We start from the raw sequence: 2,518 nt of genomic DNA on the forward strand, positions 1-2,518 counted from the left end.
TTTTATAACACGCCGGCCCGGATGGCTTTTTTGAAAAGTCCAAGGGTCGAGTGGAACCAAATACAGATGGCCTTGGAACGGGTGGCCCTTGGCTTCCCGCACCTTCGATTCGAACTGATCCATAATGGAAAGAAGATTTTCCAACTTTTTCCTGATCAGGGATTACTCCTTCGTTTGCAAGAATTGTGGGGCTCGGAAAAAATAAAAGATTTGATTCCTTTCGACTTGAATGAGGATCGGATCCATATAACCGGTTTTATCTCTCCGCCCCACTGCCATCAAAATTCCTCCAGAAATATTGCCTTTATTGTCAATCAGCGATGGGTGCGCAGCCCTCTATTGTACCCCCTGATCCTGAGGTCCTATGCCGGTATGATTCCATCGGGGCGATTTCCCACCGCCATCCTTTGGATGGAAGTTCCTCCGGAACTGATCGATGTTAATATTCATCCCTTTAAACAAGAGGTGCGCTTCAGTCAAACAACCTGGATTCAAACTTTGGTAGGAAGGGCCATAGGGCAGGCCTTAAAATCTTATGTGCCTAAATCGGGAGGGATGGTGAAAGAATTTTTTTCAAACCGTTGGACCCCAGGTCCAACACAACCTTTCCTGTTTAAAGAAGTCGATATCCCCCAATTCCTGACTCCCTTAACCCGGGAAACTGGTTCTATCCCCTCTCTTTTCCTTACGGAACTTAATACCCCTTTCGGGGAACAGGCTCCCTCCGGGGTTATAGACCAACTCATGGATGTGGGACAGGAGGTCGATAAGGAAGGGGGTTTTGCTCAGTTAACGATCCTGAGTCAAGTCCGGGGGACCTACCTAGTGGCCTTGATGAACCAAGGCCTGGTGTTGATCGATCAACATGCCGCCCATGAGAGGATTCTCTATGAACGATATCGTATCCAGTGGCAGGCCGGAGGGGTCTCTTCTCAATATCTTATTATCCCCATTCTGGTTGAATTGCCTCCGGGCTGGACGATGGACGCTGACTCGATCTTTCCGGAATTAGCCTCCTTCGGGTTTGAGATCACTTCGGCGGGTGGAAACAGCTTATGGCTAAAATCTATACCCGTGGGCATGAGTTCGGGACAAGGAGAAGCAGCCTTAACAGAAATCCTGGAAGAAATGAAGACGGGAAACCGTTTAATGAAGCCTGAGGATTTCTCTCAATCGTTGTTAAAGCTTTTGGCCTGTCATAGTGCGATCCGGGCCGGACAAGTGTTAAGTCAGGAAGAAATAAAGGCCTTATTGATTCAATTGGATCAAACAGAATCTCCTTCTCATTGCCCTCACGGACGTCCATTATGGATTCTGTTTTCCTGGGAAGAGATCGAAAAACGATTCAAACGAAGATGAGTTAAAAAGGCATGGGGCAAAGAGGGTAGGGTATAGAGTAAAGAATCTTAGACAAACAAAACAAGCGAGATTTCTCTTTGCACTATGCTCTATGCCCTTTGCTTGCCCAAAGAGACCAAAAGAACCGTATAGACCAAATAGACCATAAAATGCACCGCCCTAAATTAATTTTTATTACCGGACCGACGGCAGTCGGGAAATCCGGCCTCAGCCACCAACTGGCCCGAGAGATGGGGGGGGAAGTCCTCAATGCCGATTCCATGCAAGTATACCGATATATGGATATTGGAACAGCCAAGCCAACGTTATCGGAAAGAGAGGAAGTCCCCTATCATTTGATTGATATTGTCGATCCGGATCAAGCTTTTGATGTCTCTAAGTTCAAGATCCGGGCTCAGTCAGTCATTCAAAAGCTGCATCTCCGCCGGGTGCCCATTTTCGTGACCGGTGGAACCGGTTTATATTTAAGGGTCTTGCAAAGAGGGATTTTTGACTGCCCCAAACCCAATAGTGAGATAAGACAACGTTGGAAGCAAGCTGCCTCAGATCAAGGTCCCGAATTCCTTTGGGCTGCCGTGAGAGAAACCGATCCCAAAGCTGCAAACCGGATTCATCCCCGGGATACCCTTCGATTGATCAGGGCACTGGAAGTCCTGGAGTTGACCGATCGTCCAATTTCGGATTGGCAGCAATGGGGACAAGAGACCGGCCCTGAGTTTGATATCTTCTGGATCGGCCTTTCGTTGGACCGCGATGCCCTCTACCGGAAGATTAATTTGAGGACCGATGAAATGATGAACAAAGGCTTTCTGGCGGAGGTCCAGGGACTTTTAGAAAAAGGATATTCTTCTGAATTGAAGACGATGCAATCCTTGGGCTACCGCCATTTGACTGGGGTGTTAAAAGGGGACCTGGACTTAAAAGAAGCCATTGACTTGATAAAAAGAGATACCCGCCGTTATGCCAAGAGACAAATGACTTGGTTGGGTAAAGAAACCAATTTGAACTGGTTTTCTCCGAAAGAATTTGCTACAATCCATTTAAAAATTAATAAATTTCTTAATCTATCATGAAAAATTATGTCCATCCCTAATTTCTTAACCCTGATTCGAATCGTCCTGATCCCCTGGTTTGCAATACTTCTCATCAACGGGTCTTT

Annotated in this window: 2 protein-coding genes; both read left to right on the top strand. The window is 46.7% G+C overall.

Translation table 11 applies throughout. From position 1 onward, the window contains the following. Positions 1-1,359, top strand: a 1,359-nt coding sequence (locus ACYC56_RS15235) for a DNA mismatch repair MutL family protein (protein ID WP_461375022.1), incomplete at its 5' end; no start/stop codon positions are given. A 98-nt stretch (positions 1,360-1,457) separates the two neighbouring features. Continuing rightward, positions 1,458-2,432 carry a tRNA (adenosine(37)-N6)-dimethylallyltransferase MiaA gene (gene miaA, locus ACYC56_RS15240; RefSeq protein ID WP_461375023.1) on the top strand — a complete coding sequence of 325 codons (975 nt, stop codon included), beginning with the start codon at positions 1,458-1,460 and terminating at the stop codon, positions 2,430-2,432. Positions 2,433-2,518 lie beyond the last annotated feature (86 nt).

It is taken from the genome of Candidatus Aquicultor sp. (genome assembly GCF_054640775.1).